Origin of the sequence: Pseudomonas gingeri (genome assembly GCF_013386115.1) — a bacterium.
GTDB classification, from domain to species: domain Bacteria; phylum Pseudomonadota; class Gammaproteobacteria; order Pseudomonadales; family Pseudomonadaceae; genus Aquipseudomonas; species Aquipseudomonas gingeri.
On sequence record NZ_JACAOR010000013.1, the window covers coordinates 89,953 to 108,557 of the forward strand.

Sequence of the window (18,605 nt, forward strand, 5' to 3'; positions counted from 1 at the left end):
GGGTTTACTGGATGTCTTCAGGCTTGACGATCACCCAGTTCTTGTCCGCCGTCACCGGCAAGCCTTCCTTGGCCTGGGCCTCGGCGTAGGTCTTCATCATGCCGTTGAGCTGGGTCATGTACTTGTCCTTGCGGTTGACCCACAGGTGCACGCCGCCCTTGGCCACGTCGACGCTGTGGAACAGCATGTAGCCGTCGCTCGAAGGGGTGTCGCCGCCTACCAGCACCGGTTTCTTCCACTGGTCGATATAGGTCAGGATGGCCGCCTGCTTGCCGGCCATCCAGGTCGCCGGGGTCCACAGGTACGGGGTCAGCTCCAGGCCGAGGTTGGCTTTCTCGTCATACTTGCCGGCGCTGATCTGCTTGCGCGCGGTGGTCAGCTCGCCGGTCTTGCGGTCCTTGAGCAAGGTGGTCACGCCGATCACGTTCTGCGGCTTGACGTTGTAGCCGTACTTCGGGTCCGCCGCGACCATGCGCACCAGTTCTTCCGACGCCGCGGTCATCACGTAGACCTCGATGCCGTTCTCCATCAGCTTGTTGTACAGCTCGGCCTGGCCGGTAAAGACCTTGGGCGGCTGGACCTCGATGTTCTTCACCACGTCGCCATCGTAGTAAGTGCTCGGCACCGGCTTGCCGGAGGCCATGAGTTCGTCGACGTAACCCTTGAGTTCCTTGAGGGTGAAGCCGGAGAACACCTGGGCCACCCAGGGGTAGCAGACCATGTCGTCGATTTCACAGAGGCGGTAGTAGTAGCTGAACAGGCTTTCCTTGTGGTCGGCGGTGTCCTTGAACGGGATCAGTTTCAGGGACGGATCCAGGGTTTCGCGGGTAATCAGCCCCTTGTTCTCCATGAACGGCAGCAGCGACTCTTCCAGGTCATAGCGATAGCTGGTGTTGTCCATGTCGAACACCGCGAAATTGCCCTTGTTGGCATTGGCGGCGATCATCGCGTCCAACTGCTTGGCCTGAGCTTCGGGCCAGTGTTTCAGCTCGGTGGCGAACGCCTGGCCGGCAAGGCCCAGGCAGAGTGCGGCGGCGAGAAGTTTGGGGACGAATTTCATTGGCGGTATCTCCCTGACTGAAAGTCATCGACGCTAACAAATCTGTATGACAGTCCTCATCCGAGCGCGACCGCCTGCATCCTGATCACGTCACCGGCATTCGCCCCAGCGCCACCGGCTTATTCCAAAAACGACACACACCATTCCATTTAGATATTAAATTCATATATATCAAGCTGTTAGGCTTATCGGTTCACCATCAACCAGGATCGGTGCGAGAACTCGCCGAGCGGCGATCAGGCAAGCCTGTTTCTAACGCAGCATGATCGTCGCGCAGGCAGTTGCCGTACAGAGCCAGGAGTGATGGGCACCTCTTGTTTTCGGAGTCTTCATGAACCTGCCGCTGATCCTCAATCTGCTGGTGTTCCTCGCCCTGCTGCTGGGCCTGGCACAAACCCGCCACACCGCCTGGAGCCTGGCGAAGAAGGTCCTGTTCGCCCTGGTACTGGGGGTGGTTTTCGGCGCGAGCCTGCATGCCATCTACGGTGATGGCAGCCCGGTACTCAAGGCCTCCATCGCCTGGTTCGACCTGGTGGGCAACGGTTATGTGCAGTTGCTGCAGATGATCGTCATCCCGCTGGTGTTCGCCTCGATCCTCAGCGCCGTGGCCCGCCTGCACAATGCTTCGTCCCTGGGCAAGATCAGCTTCCTGACCATTGGCACGCTGCTGTTCACCACCGCCATCGCCGCGCTGATCGGGATCGGCCTGACCAACCTGTTCGGCCTGACCGCCGAGGGCCTGGTCGCCGGCACCCAGGAGCTGGCCCGGCTGCAAACCATCCAGACCGACTACGCGGGCAAGGTCGCCGACCTGAATATCCCGCAACTGCTGCTGTCGTTCATTCCGCAGAATCCGTTCGCCGACCTGGCCCGGGCCAAGCCGACCTCGATCATCAGCGTGGTGATCTTCGCCGCCTTCATGGGCGTTGCCGCGCTGCAACTGCTCAAGGACGACGCCGAAAAGGGCCAGAAGGTGGTGAATGCCATCGATACCCTGCAAGCCTGGGTGATGCGTCTGGTGCGCCTGGTGATGAAGCTCACGCCTTACGGCGTGCTGGCGTTGATGACCAAGGTGGTGGCCGGTTCCAACCTGCAGGACATCATCAAGCTGGGCAGCTTCGTCGTGGTGTCCTATATCGGCCTAGGGCTGATGTTCGTGGTCCACGGCCTGCTGGTATCGCTGGCCGGGATCAACCCGCTGCGTTTCTTCCGCAAGATCTGGCCGGTGCTGACCTTTGCCTTCACCAGCCGCTCCAGCGCGGCGAGCATTCCCCTGAGCATCGAGGCGCAGACCCGCCGCCTGGGGATTCCCCAGTCCATCGCCAGCTTTGCCGCCTCGTTCGGTGCGACCATCGGACAGAATGGTTGTGCGGGGCTGTACCCGGCCATGCTGGCGGTCATGGTGGCGCCGACCGTGGGCATCAACCCGCTGGATCCACTGTGGATCGCGACCCTGGTGGCAATCGTGACCCTGAGCTCGGCCGGCGTGGCCGGTGTCGGTGGCGGCGCGACCTTTGCCGCGCTGATCGTGCTGCCGGCCATGGGCTTGCCGGTGTCCCTGGTGGCCTTGCTGATTTCGGTGGAGCCGCTGATCGACATGGGCCGCACGGCGTTGAACGTCAGCGGCTCGATCACCGCCGGCACCCTCACCAGCCAGTTCATGCAGCAGACCGACAAGTCCTTGCTGGATGCCGACGAGCATGCGGAGCTGGCTCAGGCCTGAGTCTCCCGGCGCTCGCTGGATCAGCTTCGGGGGCAAGCCCCCTCCCACAGGTGTGAAGGACATTGTGGGAGGGGGCTTGCCCCCGAAGCGTTCAGCTCCTTTCCCAGACCTCGAAGCTGAACGCCGGCTTGTCGTCCAGCGCCGGGTGCGGCTCGTTCGCTACCCGTTTCCACTGGTCTGGATCGAACTCCGGAAACCACGCGTCGCCTTCAGGGCTCAGCGCTACCCGGGTCAGGTACAAGCGGTCCGCGTGCTCCAGGCCCTGGCCATACAATTGCGCGCCGCCGATCAGCATCAGCTCGCTGGCGCCCTGTTCCAGCGCCCATTCCTCGGCCCGCGCGACCGCTTCTTCCAGCGACGGGAAAACCTCCGCGCCTTCCAGTCGCAGGCCCGCCTGGCGACTGACCACCAGGTTCAGCCGACCGGGCAATGGCCGGCCGAGGGAATCCCAGGTCTTGCGCCCCATGATGATCGGCTTGCCCAGGGTGGTGGCCTTGAAATACTTGAAATCCGCCGGCAAATGCCAGGGCATGCTGTTGTCGACGCCGATCACGCGGTTTTCACCGAGGGCCGCGATCAGGCTGAGGGGGAGTGTGTTTTTCATGCCGACGAGGATACCTGACACCTTGGTGCAGGCACTAGCCACAGCGGTTATGCTTCTGGCTCAACCCCGCAACAGGATGGCGCGTGACTGAACCGACTCCCCTGCAACGCCTCTGGCTGACCGAGACCGTGCGCCTGCGCGAAGAGCAGGCCGGTCCCCTGGAAGACCTCGAGGCCAACCGCCGCGCCCGGGCGGCCGGCGGCGACCTGGCGACCCGTATCCAGCACCGCGCCCTCTGGCTCGCCGAACGGGATGGCCAGCTCGACGCCCTGCGGCACTGGCTGCAAGGGGCGCGCCTGGCCCTGCTGCTGCTCGCCGTGCTGGTGGTGCTCAGCGGTGCCGGCCTGGCCTTCGCCGCCCTGGGCAACGGGCAGGCCCCGGTCAATGTGTTCTGGGCCCTGGGCAGCCTGCTCGGGTTGAACCTGCTGCTGTTGGCGAGCTGGGCCACGGGCCTGTTGCTGGCGGGCGGCCATGGCGCCAGCCTGGGGCGATTGTGGCTCTGGCTCAGCGAAAAATTCGCCCGCGACGCCCAGGCCGTGCAACTGGTGCCGGCGCTGGCGCTCCTGCTGCAACGCCAGCGCCTGAACCGCTGGGCCATAGGCATCGTCGTCCATGGCCTGTGGCTGCTGGCCCTGCTCTGCGCGCTGGTGATCCTGCTGATGCTGATGGCGACCCGCCGCTACGGTTTTGTCTGGGAAACCACCATTCTCGGCGGCGACACCTTCGTTAGCCTGACCCAGGGCCTCGGCGCCCTGCCGGCCCTGCTGGGCTTCGACGTGCCCGGCGAAGCGATGATCCGCGCCAGCGGCAACAGCGCCCTCGACCTGGAAGGTGCGCGCCAGGCCTGGGCCGCCTGGCTGGTCGGGGTGCTGGTGGTCTACGGCGTGCTGCCGCGCCTGCTGCTGGCACTGTTCTGCCTGTGGCGCTGGCACCGCGGCAGCCGCACCCTGCGGCTGGACACGAGCCTGCCCGGCTACGCCCATCTGCGCGAACGCCTGATGCCCAGCAGCGAACGCCTCGGCGTCAGCGATGCCGCCCCCGAGCACCTGCACAATGCCGCGGCCGGGGTCACCGCGCTCGACAGCGACGGCGCGCTGCTGGTGGCCATCGAGCTGGACGATCAACGGCCCTGGCCGCCGGCACTGCCCAAGGGCGTGAGGGACGCCGGCATTCTCGACAGCCGCGAGTCACGGCAGAAACTTCTTGAGCAACTGACCCGCTTCCCGCCGGCACGCCTGGCGATCGCCTGCGACCCGCGCCGCTCGCCCGACCGCGGCAGCCTCGGACTGATCGCCGAACTGGCCCGCAGCGCCGCCGACACCCGCATCTGGCTGCTGCAGGCACCACTGGGCCAGGCCCTGGACGCCGACCGCCTCGGCGACTGGCACAGCGCCTTGCGCCAGCTCGACCTGCCGTTCGCCGATTGCGCCCCGCTCACCTGGCTGGAGACCGGCCATGACTAAGCCGCTGAAACTGGCCGTGGTCGGCCACACCAATGTCGGCAAGACCTCGCTGCTGCGCACCCTGACCCGCGACGTGGGCTTTGGCGAGGTGTCCCACCGGCCCAGCACCACCCGCCATGTGGAAGGTGCCCGTCTGTCGGTGGACGGCGATGCCCTGCTGGAGCTGTACGACACGCCCGGCCTGGAAGACGCCATCGCCCTGCTCGACTACCTCGAGCGCCTGGACCGCCCCGGTGAACGCCTGGACGGACCGGCGCGGGTGGCGCGTTTCCTTGACGGCAGTGAAGCCCGGCAGCGTTTCGAACAGGAGGCCAAGGTCCTGCGCCAGTTGCTGGCGTCGGATGCCGGACTGTATGTGATCGATGCCCGCGAACCGGTCCTGGCCAAATACCGCGATGAACTGTCGGTCCTCGCCAGTTGCGGCAAGCCGTTGCTGCCGGTGCTCAACTTCGTCAGCAGCGCCGCCCAGCGCGAACCCGACTGGCGTGAGGCCCTGGCCCGCCTCGGGCTGCATGCCCTGGTGCGCTTCGACAGCGTCGCACCGCCGCAAGATGGCGAGCGTCGGCTCTATGAAAGCCTGGCCCTGTTGCTGGAAGGCTCCCGCGCCCAGCTGGAGCGGCTGATCCTCGACCAGGAAGCGCAGCGCCAGGCCCGCCGGCAAAGCGCCAACCGACTGATCGCCGAGCTGCTGATCGACTGCGCCGCCTGCCGTCGCCAGGTGGTCAGCGCCGCCGATGCCGAAAGCCGTGCCATCGCCGAGTTGCGCCAGGCCATCCGCCAGCGCGAACAACGTTGCGTCGAAGCCCTGCTCAAGCTCTACGCCTTTCGTGCCAGCGACGCGGCGGCGGCCGACCTGCCGCTGCTCGACGGGCGCTGGGGCGACGACCTGTTCAATCCGGAAACCCTCAAGCAACTGGGGGTGAAGGTCGGCGGTGGTATCGCCGCCGGGGCCGCAGCGGGGGCCGGGGTCGATCTGCTGGTGGGCGGCCTGACCCTCGGTGCCGCCGCCCTGGCAGGGGCCATTGCCGGCGGTGCGCTGCAGACCGCTCGTGGCTACGGCAGCCGCCTGCTCGGCAAGCTAAGGGGACAGCGTGAGCTGACGGTCGACGACAGCGTGCTGCGCCTGCTCGCGCTACGCCAACGGCAACTGCTGCAGGCACTGGAGGCGCGGGGTCATGCGGCCATGGACAGCATCACCGTCGCGACACCGGTGGACAAGACCTGGCGCGAAGGCAAGCTGCCTGACGCCCTGAACAAGGCCCGGGCGCATCCGCAGTGGTCGCCACTCAATCCCGGCATGAAATTGAACCAGACCGAGCGCCAGGAGCAGATCACGGTACTGGCTCAACGAGTGAAAGAAACATGAAATCGCCCGGCACATGGCCGGGCGATCCGCACTACTCGAAGGGAGGCGGCAATCCGCGACTTATTTCTCGTGCCACTTGAATTGCAGGAAGGTGCTGGCCATTGTCTTGAGCAGTTCCTTGTCGGCCTTGTCGGCAACGCCGTTCCTGTCGAGGTCGGTGTTGCTGAACGAATCCAGTCGTCCATTGCTGCCACCGTCATAGGCGGTCGCGCTGTAGACCAGTGATTGTTTGCCTCCCGCCTCGCAGCGATCGTGAAATTGCAGGCAGACGGCGGCGGGTTTGCCATTCTTGCCGTGATTGCCCACGAACATGCAGAGTACGCGCTGCTCACTCGCCCCCTTGTTGAACCAGTTCAACTGCAGATAGGTGTTGGCAAACCGCTTGAGTAACGCGATATCCGCCTGATCGATCTGACCATCGCGGTTGATGTCCGCGGCAAAGGCGAAATCGCTCAGGCCATCGCCGGAGATATCCAGGGCAATGGCTTCGCCCACCACTTCATCGGGTTCGCACAGGTTTTTCTGGTAGAAGTGCAGCAGCACCGAGTCGGCTTTTCCACTACCGCTTCGATCCTGGGCGGTGACTCTCAAATAACGCATGACAAGTTCCTTTTGGTTAAGAGCCCGTCAAACTAAGCCACTGTCCTCAAGCTGGCGACACCCCCATTTCCGGGGTGTTCGTAAGAAACCACGCTGGCGCCTGACGTCCACCAAAGCGTGTCTTTCACCCCCGGCGGGCAACTGCGGATTGCCCCGCCTGCCGCTTCTCGCCCGATGACCATTGCCGATGATGAAAAGCCTCCATCCTGGGCAGGTACAACCAGTTCTGCGGAGCTTCGAGAATGAAGCCCTCCAACGCCTCGATCCATTGCGCCAGCATCTGCTCGAAAGGGCCGTGGAGGATCCGGTCTATCACCTGCAGTTCCCCGCGTTGCCCCAGGCGGACACGATGGCCTACCAGCAGCAGATCGCAGCCCAGCTTCGACGCCAGGAACAGCGGGCCTTTGACAAACTGTGCATCGCGACCGAAAAACCGTCCCGCCATCGGCTCGCCGAATCGAACACCGTCAAGGCTCACCGGCAGGTCGCAGAAAATGATCACCTGGTCACCGCGCTTCACCCCCCGGGCAATCGCCAGTGCTGTCTTCGGATCATTGCTGTCCAGGACCTCGATCACATGCCCGAGGCCTTCGAGGTTCTTGAGCGAGCCATGGGTAAACGGATCGCCGAAGTTCCAGATCGGAATAATGAACCGCGTGGGCGCGGTCCTGCGCTCGACCACGCAGGCCACGGCCATCCAGTACTCGCCACAATGGGGCAGCGCCATGATGGTCTGGCGCCTGGCCCCCCGTTGCCAGTGTTCGGCGGGATCGCACCACGGGATGGACCTGATCCAGGCCCGCAGATGTGCGGGCCGATGGCTCTGGTAAAGGTGTTGATAAATCCCGCGCTGGAACTGGATCGCGCTGTATTGGCAGGCCAGGGCCCGGCAATGCCCGGGAGAAAAATCGAAGAGCTCCAGGTTCTGGCGACTGCGCCGGTATTCCACGCCTCGCAACCCCCGGGGCAAGTGGAGCAGGATCGTCGGCAACAGGGCCAGTAAACCGTGCACGGCATTGATCCGCAAAAGCACGGCCGTGATCGCCAGCAACTGCCTGCGCAGCCTGGCCTTGAACCTGGCCAGCCATAACCAGCGCTGCATCCGGCCACTCAGGCCACGGGGTATCATGGCTTCGCTGTCGCGCTGCTTTCGCCGTCAACCGGCACCAGACGGCCTTCGGACATCTGCAAGACCGTCGTACAGGCATCCGCCACCTCCCGGTCATGGGTGACCACGACACAGGCCAGGGGCAGCTGGCGAATCGTCTCGATCACCACATCGTGCGATGCCCGATCCAGATGGGCCGTCGGCTCGTCGAGCAGCAGCAACTGCGGCCGCCGATACAGCGCCCGGGCGATCAGCAGGCGTTGCCGTTGCCCGGAGGACAACTGGATGCCCACCGAGCCCAGTTGCGTGTTGAAACCATTGGTCAGTTGCAACACGCACTGGAGCAGGCCCACTTGTTCGACGCAAGCCTGTAGCCACGGGCCGTCCAGCTCGTCGTCCATCACGATATTGTCGACCAGGGTACCGTCGACGATCTCACCCTGGGCCATGACATAAGCCACACTCTGGCGGTAGCGGCGCAGGCCGAAATGTCGCAGCGCCTGGCCGTTGATGCGGAACAAGCCTGCATCCAGCGGATAAAAGCCGGCCAGGACCTTGAGGAAGGTGCTCTTGCCACAGCCGGAAGGGCCCAGGATGGCGATCTTCGCGCCCTGCCCCTCAAGGCTGAAATCCAGCTTGTCGAAGGTCGGGCGCTCGAACGAGCTGTAGCAGAACCGCGCATCCTGCATGCGGATGGAGCCGATGGATTCGCGCTGCCCGAGCGGGCTGCTGCTGTAGACACAGGACTCGAACGGTTCCGGTTGCTCGTCGACGATGTCATCCAGCCGTCCCAGCTCGACCCTCACCAACCGCAGGTTCATGTAGCCATCCACCAGCTTGAAGGCGCATGCCATGAACATGTCCTTGTACAGCACGAAGGCAAACAGATCGCCGACGCTGTTCTCGCCGTTCAATACCGCCAGGGCCCCCAGCGCACTGACCAGCAGCGAGTGGCCGTGGGACAGGCCCTCATGCACCACCTGGTTCATCGCCTGCATGCGCTGGACCCCGGCGCGGGCCGTTTCGGTGTCCGCCTGCCGATTGCTCCAGGACGCCAGTTTCACCGCTTCGTAGTGATAGAGCTTCATCGACTCGATGCCACCGAGGACTCCCAGCAACGTGACGTTGCGCAGGGTCTCGGCCTCGATCGAGGCCTTGTGGCGCTTTTCCATCGCCGGCAGGGTCAGGCCCCGAAAGAGAAAAAACAGCAGGCACAACACCAGGGACAAACCCGCCAGCTTGAGATTGATCAGCGCCATCAGCAGCAGGAAGACCAGGGCGAACAGGCTGTCGATGCCGATGTCCATCCACCCCGCCGTGAACGGAAGATAGACCTTGTCTGCGGCCTGGGTGCGTCGCAGGAGATCGCCCGGGGCGCGACGCTCGAAATAGCCCAGCGGCAGGCGCAGCAAGCGGGCGATGACGCCGGTCGAGAGATCCTGGGTGAGCGCGACCCGCAGTTGCGCATCCAGCAGTGCCCGCAGCCAGGCGGCGACGGTCTTGAACAGAAAAATCCCGCCGAAGACATACAGGATCAGGTACAGGAAATCCTCATCGTTCTTGGCAACGACCTCATCGATCGTCAGCGAGAACAGCTTCGGCGCGGCGATCCCGCCCAGGTAGCCGACCACTGACAGCAGTCCCATGGGAATCAGGTAGCGCAAGAGCCACGGGTTCTTGCGCAGCAGGCTGGCAAAGCCCAGCGACGCCGGGACCCGGACGCCGGCCTGCAGGGTAAAGGCCAGGCCCGGGAGCATTTCCAGGGCGACACCACTGAACAGCGGTAAGGCTTCTTCCCAGGTGTAGAAACGCCGTCCCACCGCCGGATCGACCAGGTGCAGGCCGGTTCTGCTCACCGCCTCCAGCACCACGAAATGCCGGTTGTTCCAGAACAGGATCGATGGCGTACGCAGTTGCCCGAGTCCGTCCAGCAGGGTTTTCAAGGGGCGACAGGTAAACCCCAGCTCGTCGGCCACCTTGATGAGCTGGAACAATGACATGCCGTCCCGCGCCACGCGGTAGTCCCGTCGCAGCTGACGCAGGGCCAGGTGCTTGCCGTGGTAACCGGCGACCATGGCAAGGGAGGCCAGGCCGCACTCGGACATTTCGTCCTGCAGGATCACCGGCACGCGCTTGCGCAGCCTCTGCCCGGAGCGCGCCAGGGCATCGCGCAATACCGCCTTGAGCCCACTCATGTCGGCTCGTCCGTCGACAACGGTGCAGGCCGGACCGCCGGCCACACGCCGGGATTACGTTCCAGCCCCTTGAGCACGGGCAGGAACAGCCACTCCATCAGGCTCAGGCGTTCCAGGCTCAAGGAGCCCCTGAGGGTCATGCCGTCCTTGAGCCAGTCCTGGCGAATACGGGTGTGAGGGGCACTGAAATCCGGCTGTACCTCCACCAGGTAGGTGGGCGCCTCCCGCGCTTCATCGCCGGTCTCGCCGGGGATCGCCGCCCTGTAGGTACTGGCGGAACTGTGCACGATGGCGCCTTTGACAATACCATGACGCTCATAGGGAAAAGCATCGAAACGCAAGATCACCTCGGTACCGGGTGTAGCGAAACCAATGGCCGACGTGCTGACGTCCAGCATGATCCGCAACTGCGAATCCCCGGCCCGGGCGGCCCGCAGCAGCAACATCGGATGGCCCGCCTCGACCCGGCCGCCGGCAAATACCGCCACGGTGTCCACGACGCCATCCACGGGAGAAAGCAATACATATCCCTGGTTCTTGCCCAGGGATTCCAGGCGTTCCAGCCACTCGTTGCGCTGGCGGGCGAACTGCCCCAGGCGAGCCGCCAGGTCCTGGTCCGCCTGGCTGACGCGCTGCTGCAACTCCAGGCGCCGCTGCTGTGTGCTGGTCCTTGCCAGCTCGTTGCTGGCCTGGTCCTCGAGGGCCGACTCATGGACCACCACCGCCTGGTCCCTGGCTGAGCCGGAAACCGCGCCCTCGCCCGCCAGTTGCTCATGGCGCTGCCGCTCGTCCAGGGCGGTGCGGACCCGGCGCTGGATCGATTGCCCTATGCGGCTGTTGAGCGCCAGATCCTCATCCAGTTGACGCAGTTGGCGTTGCAGAAGGTCCTGATGCGCGACGTGGGCGGAGCGGGCCAGACTTTCTTCCGCCGTCAGCTCATCGAGCAGGTTGTTCAGGCGCTCGATATTTCTGGCGGAGAGGGCCCGGTCACTGTCGGCCTCGATATTTTCCGGGGCCACCGTGCGCAGGCGAATCAGCGGCTGGCCGCGCTTGACCGGGGAGCCGGCACCCACCAGCACCTCGTCGACATGGGCCGCCTTCTCATTGGCGATACGCACCACATCGCGGGTCATTACCCGCCCCTGGACCTCTTCCTTCCTGAGATAGCTTCCCGTCGACAGCAGCACCATCACCGCCACGACAAAAAGACCGAGCACCGCGCCCAACAGCAAGGGCCGCAACGCCGATCTCGGGGTGACCGTCCCCCATTCGAGCATAAGTAAATCCGTACAGGGGAAGTTCGCCGTGAATCAGGCATCGGACAAACGGGGCGAGGTCATCGACCTGCCCCGTCTGATGCTATTGCTTCAGCTCATGGTCTATCAGTGAAAGTTACGACTTGGCCGAATGAGTGAAGAATTCCTTCATATTCTTGAAAAAGTCCCCTACTACCGCGCCCGCATCGGCACCCCAACCGGCCCCGCGGATATCCATGGTTTCATCGAGGGTCATTTCCTGCGGGGCATTGTCTTGCTGCTTAACATCTTCCATCGGGATACCTCACTGATCGAGTTATGAAAAACACATCAGGCCGGACACACTGTCCGGCTTGAATTTCATCGCACTCCACGGGCCCGGGGGCATTGCCGGAGTGCGCGATCATTCTCCCAAGCAGCCAGGAAGGGAACTATAAGACCGGCGAGTATCCGGTGCCTGAATCGGCACCAGCCAAACCAGAACTATGCCTCGCGAGCTGTAGTATCAATCACAGGTTTACTCAGCAGGTGTTGCGCCTTGCCTCTCAAAAGCTGCAAGTCGATGAGCGGAGTGTGGCGCTGCTTGGCCTGCTCGTCCCAATGACGCATCCGCAAACTCACGCCACACAAAGGGTCCAGCTCGAAGGCCCGGGCCTCCTCCGGGCTCATGACACCACCCTGGTACTCCAGCGTACGGCGACTGGCCTCGCTCAGGCGCTCGTAGTACCCGGGATCGGTCAATGTCAGATAACGCTTGGCCTGCACGTGATACTCCACCAGCCGGGCCAGCCGCTCGCTGAAACCGGCCCGGCGCAGATAATCCGCGCCCAGGCGCTCATGGCTGACAACGCCATAGCCGCCCATATCCCCCGCAGGCTGCTCACCGGCCGGGCAGATATGCCCGATATCGTGAAAGAACGCCGCCAGCACTACTTCATCGTCGAAGCCTTCGGCCATCGCCAGTTGCGCGGCCTGGGACATATGCTCCAGCTGCGAGACCGGTTCGCCGATGTAGTCCGCGTCGCCAAACCGCCCATAGAGGCCGAAGACCTCGTCCAGTACCCGTTCGACCTGGTTCATGCGGACTCTCCCAGCAAAGTGGCAAGGTTGTTTTCGGCCATCTGCGGGCCGACGCTCATGCCGACCCCGGTGTGCATCAGCGCGGCACTGACCCCCGGCGCCGCCCGCAGGAACGAGAACGGGCCCGGCCCCTTCGAACCGTAGACACCCTGCCACCGTTCCAGCACCTGGACCTTGCAGCCCAGGGTGTGCTCGGCCAGCTCCAGCATCCAGGTGTCCACCTGTTCGGCATTGAAGGGCGAAGCATCGCTGCCGTAATGGTGGGAGTCGCCGATGATCAGCTCGCCATGGGGCGTCGGACTGATCAGCAGATGGATACCGTGTTCCTGCAGGTGCGGGCTCTCGCGCTGGATCTGTTCCCGCACCGCGGCCGCCTCGGGCAGGTCGCAGAACGCCCCGTAGTGCACGCAGCTCAGGCCGGTCAGCACCGCGTGTTGCAGGTTCAGGCTGTTCGACAGCGGGCGCGCGCGAAGCATTTGCAGACGACAGATGCCCGGCTGCAACCGGGCCATCGATTCGGCCAGCAGCGTCTGATAATCGTGGCCCGAACAGACGATGATCTGCTCGCCGCGAAAGCTGCCGGCGGTGCTGTGCAACCGGCCGGGCTCGACCTCGCGCACCAGCGTCGAGAAGTGGAATTCCACGCCCAGTTCGCGGCGCAGGTAGTCGATCAGCGTCGGGATCGCCTCGCGGGAATACAGTTGCTGGTCGTCCAGGCCATGCAGGGCGGCACGGTGATGACTGAACTGGCCGTCGTGCAGGGCGTGCAGGTCCTGGCCCCGCAGCAACTTCACCCGATAGCCGTGCTCCCCGGCACGTCTGGCACAGAATGCCTCCAGCAGATGTTCTTCCGCCTCGGTACGGGCGAAGAGCAGCGAGCCGTTGCGCTTGAGTTGAAAACCGGCCTGCCGTGACCAGTGGTCCCAGATGTCCCGACTGGCACGCGCCAGGTCGAGCATCACGCCCGGCGGCTGGCCGGTGACCAGAGCCTGGCCGAAGTTGCGCACGGACGCGCCGAGGGGAGTCGCGCTGCGCTCGAAGACCTTGACCCGCAGGCCACGGCGGGCGGCGGCGTAGGCATGGGACAGGCCCAGGATGCCGGCGCCGACGATGAGAATGTCGTTGTGAGTTTCCATGGGTATTCCGTGGGGAATGGCCGCTACGCGGTTCGCGAGCAAGCTCGACTCCCACAGGACTCGCGTCGTTCACAAAAACAGGGATCGACACAACACCTTGTGGGAGCCGGCTGGCCCGCGATAGTGGTCCAGGGGTTATTGGGCGACTTTTTCCGACTTGCCGTCATAGCGCTTGCGCCACTCGGTGAGGATCTCGTCGCGGTTCTTCGAGGCCCAGGCGAAGTCGTTCTTGATCAGGCGCTGTTCGTAGTCGGCCGGCAGTTCGGTCTGCGGCTTGGCGATTCCCGGCTGGGCCAGCACGGCGAAGTTTTCCTTGTACAGTTCCATGGCCGCCGGGCTGGCGGAGAAGTCGGCGAGTTTCTTCGCCGCGTCTTCATGCGGGGTGCCCTTGATCACCGCGGTGGCCTCGATTTCCCAGCCCAGGCCTTCCTTCGGCAGGATGATGTCCAGCGGCGCGCCCTGGCGTTTGAGCTGCACGGCCGGGTATTCGAAGGAAATACCGATCGGGAACTCGCCGGAGGCCGCCAGCTTGCAGGGCTTGGAACCGGAGTGGACGTACTGGCCGATGTTCTGGTGCAGGTCATCCATGTATTTCCAGCCCTGCTTCTCGCCGAAGGTCTGCAACCAGGCGCTGACATCGAGGAAACCGGTGCCGGACGAAGCCGGGTTGGGCATCACGATCTTGCCCTTGTACTCGGGCTTGGTCAGGTCCTGCCAGCTCACCGGCTTGGTCAGGTGCTGCTTCTCGGCTTCGACGGTGTTGAAGCAGATGGTCGCGGCCCAGACGTCCATGCCCACCCAGGACGGCGGGTTGGCGGCGTCACGATAGTTGCTGCCGATCTTGCCCAGGTCTTTCGGTGCGTAGCTCTGCAACATGCTTTGCTGGTCGAGGATCGCCAGGCTCGAAGCCGCCAGGCCCCAGACCGCGTCAGCCTGCGGGCGGGCTTTTTCGGCCAGCAGCTTGGCGGTGATGATGCCGGTGGAATCGCGCACCCACTTGATTTCGACGTCCGGGTTGGTCTTCTCGAACGCGTCCTTGTAGCTCTTGAGCTGTTCGGCTTCGAGGGCGGTGTAGACGGTCAGCTCGGTTTTCGCGGCAAAGGCATTCAGGCTGAACGCCGAGAGGACAGCAGCGGCAAGAGCCAGTGGGGTGAACAGGCGTGACTTGGACATGGCGCGGTTCCTTGAGTGAGTGCGAGTTGATCGGGTGGGCGAATCAATGGCCGGGCGCGGTCTGCCGCCAGGCCTGGGAGCGTCGCAGCAAACCGCGCGAGGCCCAGGCCAGCAGCAGGGACACGCCCGCCGAGGTGAAGAGGATCAGGGTCGACATGGCCGCCGCGCCGCCGACATTGCCGGCGTCGTCCATGTTCAGCACCGCCACCGCCGCGAGGATGGTGTCGGGGCTGTAGAGGAAGATCGCCGCCGAAACGGTGGTCATGGCCGAGACGAACAGGTAGCGGATGATGTCCAGCAGCGCCGGCAGGCAGATCGGCACCGTCACCTTCAGGTAGTGCCGGTACAGCGGCGCCTTGAGCGACAGCGCGGCGGCCTCGAACTCCCCGTCGAGCTGACGCAGGGCGGTGGTGGCGGTCATCTGCGCGGTGGTCAGGTAGTGCGCGATGGTGCAGACCACCAGCAGCGTCATGGTCCCGTAGAACACATGCAGCGGGTTGCCGTTGAGGTTGAAGAAGAACACGTAGCCAAGGCCCAGGACCAGGCCCGGCACGGCCATCGGCACGAAGCTGAGCATGCGCAACGCCAGGTTCAGGCCGCGCTGGCCGCGGGTTTTCTCCATCAGGTAGGCGCCGGTGAAAATCAGCGCGCTGCCGATCAGCGCCGTGCACAGCGCCAGGGTCAGGCTGTTGCGATAGGCCAGCCAGCCGCCACCCGCCGTTTCATTGAACTGATAGTGGTTGAGGGACAGCGACAGGTTGTACGGCCAGAACTTCACCAGCGACGAGTACACCGCCATGCCGAACACCAGCAGCAGCGCGGCGCAGATCAGCAGGACAATCGCCAGGTAGCAGCCATCGCGCAGCGGCGAACGGGCCGGCTGGAACACCTGGGCACGACCGCTCATGGCCTCGCCATGACGCCGGCGCAACCAGGCATCGACGGCAAAGCTCAGCAGCGCGGGCAACAGCAGGATCATGCCGATCAGCGCGCCCCGCCCGAACTGCTGCTGGCCGACCACCGCCTTGTAGGCTTCCAGGGCCAGGACCTGGTAATCGCCACCGACGACCACGGGCACGCCGAAGTCGGTGATGGTCAGGGTGAAGACCAGGCAGAAGGCGGCGAACACCGCCTGCCGGGTCGCCGGCCAGGTGATGCTGCGAAAGGCTTTCCAGGGACCGGCGCCCATGCTCGACGCGGCGTCGAACAGTCGGGCATCGGCCAGGGACAAGGCCGACAACAGAATCATCAGGGCATGGGGAAAGGTGTAGATGACTTCGCCGAGGACAATGCCCCAGAAGCCGTAGATATTGTCCGGGAACAGCCCGCGCAACAGGCCCTGGTTGCCGAACAGGTAGACCAGGGCAATGCCCGGCAGCATCGACGGCGCCATCAGCGGCAACAGCGACAGGCCGCGCCACAGGGTCTTGCCGGGAATCAGGGTGCGTTGCAACGCATAGGCGAACAGGTAGGCCAGCGGCACGACAAGCGCCGCCACGCTCATGGACACCTTCAGGCTGTTACCCAGCAACCAGTGAAAGTTGTCGCTGTTCAGCAGTTCCTTCGCGGCGAGCCAGCCACCCCCCTGCCCGGCCTCGCTGCTGAAACCGCGCCAGAAGATCGCCAGCAGCGGCAGCAATACCGCGACACCCAGCAGGCAGAGCCAGAGCACCTTGCCACCGACCACGAACAGACGGTCACCCAGATCGCCGCGCAAGGGCTTCACGCTCGACTTGCGCGCCAGCGGCAGGCTGATTTCGCCGGCCATCTCAGGCAAACACCTGGAGGCTGCGCGGTGGCAGGGCGACCCAGATATCCGGCGAGCCGAGGCGCGGCATATCCTGCGGACCGACTTCGGCCAGCAGCGGATGACCGGGCAATTCGTTGAGTTCGAAGCTCATGCGACAGCGGTTGCCGAGGAAGGTGATTTCGCGCACCCGCGCCGGGAACAGGTTTTCCTCGTGCACCGGCGGATTGACGCTGATCGACTCCGGGCGGCAGAACAGCCGGCCGGAACCGGCCCGCGAGGCGCCTTCGGCGAGGCGCACATCCATATTGCCGACCCGCGCGTGATGGGCACTGCGATGCTGGAACGGCAGCCAGTTGCCCTGGCCGACAAACTCGGCGACAAACGGCGTGGCCGGTCTGTCGTAGATTTCCTGGGGCGTGGCGTACTGCTCGACCTTGCCGTTGTTCATCACGGCAATGCGATCGGCCATCAGCATCGCCTCATCCTGATTGTGAGTCACCATCAGGGTGGTGACGCCGAGGCTGCGTTGCAACTGGCGCAGCTCGGTGCACAGGTGCTCGCGAACCCGCGCATCGAGGGCCGACATGGGTTCGTCCAGCAGCAGCAACGACGGCGCCGGCGCCAGGGCGCGGGCCAGGGCGACACGTTGCTGCTGCCCGCCGGAGAGTTGGCCGGGATATTTTTTCTCGCTGCCGACCAGGCCCACCAGTTCGAGCATCTGACCGACGCGCTTGCGCACCTCATCACGGCCGCTGCCGGCCAGGCCGTAGGCGATGTTCGCTTCCACCGTCAGGTTGGGAAACAAGGCGTAGGACTGGAACAGGATGCCGTAGTCCCGCGCCTGGGGCGGCAGTTCGGAAACGTTGCGATCGCCGAGGAACAGCTCGCCGTCGTCCTGGCGCTCGAGGCCGGCGATGCAGCGCAGCAAGGTGGTCTTGCCGCAACCGGACGGCCCCAGCAGACAGACCAGTTCGCCGGCGGCGACATCGAGGGAGACATTATCCAGGGCGGTGAAGGCGCCGAAACGCTTCTGTACACCGCGCACTTTCATCGGTGCGCCCGGATTGGCCAGGACGGTGGCGATCGAGTTGTTCATGGACGGACCTCATCAAGCAGATGAGGGTCATGCTAGGGAGCGAATGCGTAGCCCGTGTGGCAATAAGGCAAAAGCTGCCGATAGTGGTATTGGCGGATTTGGGTTCAGACCGGCGCCATTTCCTGGGCCAGGCCCATGAACGCCGCCGGCAGGCGCGCCGACTTGCGCTCCTTGAGGCAATACAGGTACTCGGGAATCTGCGGCGCATTCTCGATGCTCAGCACCCGCAGTTGCGGATCGTGGGGCACTTCCTGGCGGGCAATGATGCTGATGCCGATATTGCGCAGCACCGCTTCGCGGATCGACTCGCGACTGCCGATTTCCAGCAGCGGGCCATGGCTGACCCGGGCATTGCGCAACAGCTCTTCCGTCAATTGCCGGGTGGTCGAGCCCGGCTCGCGCATCAGCAGGCAATGCCCGGCCAGCGCCGACAACGGCACATGCTCATGAATCGCCAGCGGATGATTGCGATGCACCGCCAGCACCAGCGGATCGCTGCCCAGCACCCGGCGGATCAGGCGCGGGTCCTCGAGCAACTGCGAAGATGCCGCGACATCGACGCGATAGTCCTCCAGGGCTTCCAGCACCTGCTGGGAATTGCCGATTTCCACCGACACCTCGACCTGGGGCAGACGTTCACGAAAGGCTTTCACCAGATCGAGAATGTAGTACGGCGCGGTCGCGGCGATGCGCAGGGTGCCCTGGACCTGGCCGCTGTTGCGCAGGAAAAACTCGATATCGGCTTCCTGCTGCAACAACGCCTTGACCATCGGCAGCAACCGCGCGCCCTCTTCGCTGACACTCAGGCGGCGCCCGCCGCGATAGAACAGCTCGACCGAGTACTGGCTTTCCAGGTGACGGATCTGGGTGGTGACCGTGGGCTGGCTGAGGCCGAGCTTTTTCGCCGCCTCGGTGATGCTGCCGAGGCGAGCGACCATGTAAAACGCCTTGAGCTCGGCACTCTTCAATTCGGCACTCGGCACATCACCCTCTCA

16 protein-coding genes are annotated in these 18,605 nt (G+C 64.4%); 3 read left to right on the top strand and 13 right to left on the bottom strand.

The annotated features are described in order from the left end of the window. Positions 1-4 precede the first annotated feature (4 nt). A complete protein-coding gene (locus HX881_RS24505; RefSeq protein ID WP_177087087.1) occupies positions 5-1,060 on the bottom strand; it encodes an HAD family hydrolase in 1,056 nt (351 codons plus the stop codon). 331 nt (positions 1,061-1,391) lie between these two features. On the opposite strand from HX881_RS24505, the gene HX881_RS24510 reads away from it, so the two are divergent. After that, complete coding sequence (locus HX881_RS24510) at positions 1,392-2,783, top strand: L-cystine transporter (protein WP_177087089.1); 1,392 nt, start codon at positions 1,392-1,394, stop codon at positions 2,781-2,783. A 91-nt stretch (positions 2,784-2,874) separates the two neighbouring features. On the opposite strand, the gene HX881_RS24515 is transcribed toward HX881_RS24510, so the two are convergent. Beyond that, on the bottom strand, positions 2,875-3,387 hold the full coding sequence (locus tag HX881_RS24515; RefSeq protein ID WP_177087091.1) for a dihydrofolate reductase: 513 nt from the start codon (positions 3,385-3,387) through the stop codon (positions 2,875-2,877). Between the two features lie 83 nt (positions 3,388-3,470). On the opposite strand from HX881_RS24515, the gene HX881_RS24520 reads away from it, so the two are divergent. Further along, entirely contained in the window at positions 3,471-4,850 is a 1,380-nt protein-coding gene (locus tag HX881_RS24520) for a DUF2868 domain-containing protein (RefSeq protein ID WP_177087093.1), read from the top strand. After that, positions 4,843-6,216, top strand: a complete 1,374-nt coding sequence (locus HX881_RS24525) for a DUF3482 domain-containing protein (protein WP_177087095.1) — start codon at positions 4,843-4,845, stop codon at positions 6,214-6,216. The genes HX881_RS24520 and HX881_RS24525 overlap by 8 nt, the downstream gene beginning before the upstream one ends. 60 nt (positions 6,217-6,276) lie before the next feature. Here the strand turns inward: HX881_RS24525 and HX881_RS24530 are convergent, their stop codons facing one another. The 11 genes from HX881_RS24530 to HX881_RS24580 form a co-directional block, all read right to left on the bottom strand. Beyond that, positions 6,277-6,816 carry a dockerin type I domain-containing protein gene (locus HX881_RS24530; RefSeq protein WP_177087096.1) on the bottom strand — a complete coding sequence of 180 codons (540 nt, stop codon included), beginning with the start codon at positions 6,814-6,816 and terminating at the stop codon, positions 6,277-6,279. A gap of 124 nt (positions 6,817-6,940) precedes the next feature. Beyond that, a complete protein-coding gene (locus tag HX881_RS24535; RefSeq protein ID WP_246356576.1) occupies positions 6,941-7,918 on the bottom strand; it encodes a lysophospholipid acyltransferase family protein in 978 nt (325 codons plus the stop codon). 23 nt (positions 7,919-7,941) lie between these two features. Further along, positions 7,942-10,119: a peptidase domain-containing ABC transporter gene (locus HX881_RS24540; protein WP_177087100.1), complete on the bottom strand. Its 2,178-nt coding sequence runs from the start codon at positions 10,117-10,119 to the stop codon at positions 7,942-7,944. Beyond that, entirely contained in the window at positions 10,116-11,396 is a 1,281-nt protein-coding gene (locus HX881_RS24545) for an HlyD family secretion protein (protein ID WP_246356577.1), read from the bottom strand. Before HX881_RS24545 ends, HX881_RS24540 begins: the two co-directional genes overlap by 4 nt. 115 nt (positions 11,397-11,511) lie before the next feature. Continuing rightward, positions 11,512-11,670, bottom strand: a complete 159-nt coding sequence (locus tag HX881_RS32655) for a hypothetical protein (protein ID WP_218171770.1) — start codon at positions 11,668-11,670, stop codon at positions 11,512-11,514. A 188-nt stretch (positions 11,671-11,858) separates the two neighbouring features. Further along, positions 11,859-12,455, bottom strand: a complete 597-nt coding sequence (locus tag HX881_RS24555) for a phosphonate degradation HD-domain oxygenase (protein WP_177087104.1) — start codon at positions 12,453-12,455, stop codon at positions 11,859-11,861. Then, positions 12,452-13,591 (bottom strand): TIGR03364 family FAD-dependent oxidoreductase, encoded by a 1,140-nt coding sequence (locus tag HX881_RS24560; RefSeq protein WP_177087107.1) that lies wholly within the window; start codon positions 13,589-13,591, stop codon positions 12,452-12,454. The genes HX881_RS24555 and HX881_RS24560 overlap by 4 nt, the downstream gene beginning before the upstream one ends. Before the next feature lie 135 nt (positions 13,592-13,726). Further along, complete coding sequence (locus tag HX881_RS24565; protein WP_177087451.1) at positions 13,727-14,749, bottom strand: putative 2-aminoethylphosphonate ABC transporter substrate-binding protein; 1,023 nt, start codon at positions 14,747-14,749, stop codon at positions 13,727-13,729. Positions 14,750-14,807: 58 nt separating this feature from the next. Beyond that, the gene (locus HX881_RS24570; RefSeq protein ID WP_177087109.1) at positions 14,808-16,532 is read right to left on the bottom strand and encodes a putative 2-aminoethylphosphonate ABC transporter permease subunit; all 1,725 of its coding nucleotides are present in this window, start codon (positions 16,530-16,532) and stop codon (positions 14,808-14,810) included. 1 nt (position 16,533) lies between these two features. After that, on the bottom strand, positions 16,534-17,610 hold the full coding sequence (locus HX881_RS24575) for a putative 2-aminoethylphosphonate ABC transporter ATP-binding protein (RefSeq protein ID WP_177087110.1): 1,077 nt from the start codon (positions 17,608-17,610) through the stop codon (positions 16,534-16,536). A 104-nt stretch (positions 17,611-17,714) separates the two neighbouring features. Next, positions 17,715-18,578: a LysR family transcriptional regulator gene (locus HX881_RS24580; protein ID WP_042934834.1), complete on the bottom strand. Its 864-nt coding sequence runs from the start codon at positions 18,576-18,578 to the stop codon at positions 17,715-17,717. Between the last annotated feature and the right edge of the window lie 27 nt (positions 18,579-18,605).

Coding starts and splice junctions, on each gene's coding strand:
- HX881_RS24505 (WP_177087087.1), bottom strand. CDS start 1,060: ATGAAATTCGTCCCCAAACTTCTCGCCGCCGCACTCTGCCTGGGCCTT.
- HX881_RS24510 (WP_177087089.1), top strand. CDS start 1,392: ATGAACCTGCCGCTGATCCTCAATCTGCTGGTGTTCCTCGCCCTGCTG.
- HX881_RS24515 (WP_177087091.1), bottom strand. CDS start 3,387: ATGAAAAACACACTCCCCCTCAGCCTGATCGCGGCCCTCGGTGAAAAC.
- HX881_RS24525 (WP_177087095.1), top strand. CDS start 4,843: ATGACTAAGCCGCTGAAACTGGCCGTGGTCGGCCACACCAATGTCGGC.
- HX881_RS24530 (WP_177087096.1), bottom strand. CDS start 6,816: ATGCGTTATTTGAGAGTCACCGCCCAGGATCGAAGCGGTAGTGGAAAA.
- HX881_RS24535 (WP_246356576.1), bottom strand. CDS start 7,918: ATGCAGCGCTGGTTATGGCTGGCCAGGTTCAAGGCCAGGCTGCGCAGG.
- HX881_RS24540 (WP_177087100.1), bottom strand. CDS start 10,119: ATGAGTGGGCTCAAGGCGGTATTGCGCGATGCCCTGGCGCGCTCCGGG.
- HX881_RS24545 (WP_246356577.1), bottom strand. CDS start 11,396: ATGCTCGAATGGGGGACGGTCACCCCGAGATCGGCGTTGCGGCCCTTG.
- HX881_RS32655 (WP_218171770.1), bottom strand. CDS start 11,670: ATGGAAGATGTTAAGCAGCAAGACAATGCCCCGCAGGAAATGACCCTC.
- HX881_RS24555 (WP_177087104.1), bottom strand. CDS start 12,455: ATGAACCAGGTCGAACGGGTACTGGACGAGGTCTTCGGCCTCTATGGG.
- HX881_RS24560 (WP_177087107.1), bottom strand. CDS start 13,591: ATGGAAACTCACAACGACATTCTCATCGTCGGCGCCGGCATCCTGGGC.
- HX881_RS24570 (WP_177087109.1), bottom strand. CDS start 16,532: ATGGCCGGCGAAATCAGCCTGCCGCTGGCGCGCAAGTCGAGCGTGAAG.
- HX881_RS24575 (WP_177087110.1), bottom strand. CDS start 17,610: ATGAACAACTCGATCGCCACCGTCCTGGCCAATCCGGGCGCACCGATG.